Genomic DNA, 772 nt, shown 5'->3' on the forward strand with positions numbered 1-772 from the left:
CTCACTATTTCTTAGATTCATGGACCCAATTCAATTCAGTGGGATCTTTCATTCATATTTTTTTCCACCAAGAACGTTTTAGAAAACTCTTGGACCCTCGGATTTTTAGTATCCTACTTTTGCGCAATTCACAGGGTTCAACAAGCAATCGATATTTCACGATCAAGGGTGTAGTACTATTTGTAGTAGCGGCCCTTCTATATCGTATTAACAATCGAAATATGGTCGAAAGCAAAAATCTCTATTTGAAAGGGCTTCTTCCTATACCTATGAATTCCATTGGACCCAGAAATGATACATCGGAAGAATCTTTTGGGTCTTGCAATATCAATAGGTTGATTGTTTCGCTCCTGTATCTTACAAAAGGAAAAAAGATCTCTGAGAGCTGTTTCCGGGATCCGAAAGAGAGTACTTGGGTTCTCCCAATAACTCAAAAGTGTATCATGCCTGAATCTAACTGGAGTTCGCGGTGGTGGAGGAACTGGATCGGAAAAAAGAGGGGTTTTTGTTGTAAGATATCTAATGAAACCGTCGCTGGAATTGATATCTCATTTAAAGAGAAAGATATCAAATATCTGGAGTTTCTTTTTGTATATTATATGGATGATCCGATCCGCAAGGGCCATGATTGGGAATTGTTTGATCGTCTTTCTCCGAGTAAGAGGCGAAACATAATCAACTTGAATTCGGGACAGCTATTCGAAATCTTAGTGAAAGACTGGATTTGTTATCTCATGTTTGCTTTTCGTGAAAAAATACCAATTGAAGTGGA

The 772-nt window shown here is 38.2% G+C and carries 1 protein-coding gene; it reads left to right on the top strand.

Going from position 1 to position 772, the window contains the following annotated elements:
- Positions 1–221: 221 nt before the first annotated feature.
- Positions 222–772: Ycf2 family protein (locus IE312_RS44865; RefSeq protein WP_229900954.1), on the top strand; the 551-nt coding region annotated here is incomplete at its 3' end.

It is taken from the genome of Streptomyces capoamus (genome assembly GCF_014654935.1).
Taxonomy (GTDB): Bacteria; Actinomycetota; Actinomycetes; order Streptomycetales; family Streptomycetaceae; genus Streptomyces; species Streptomyces capoamus.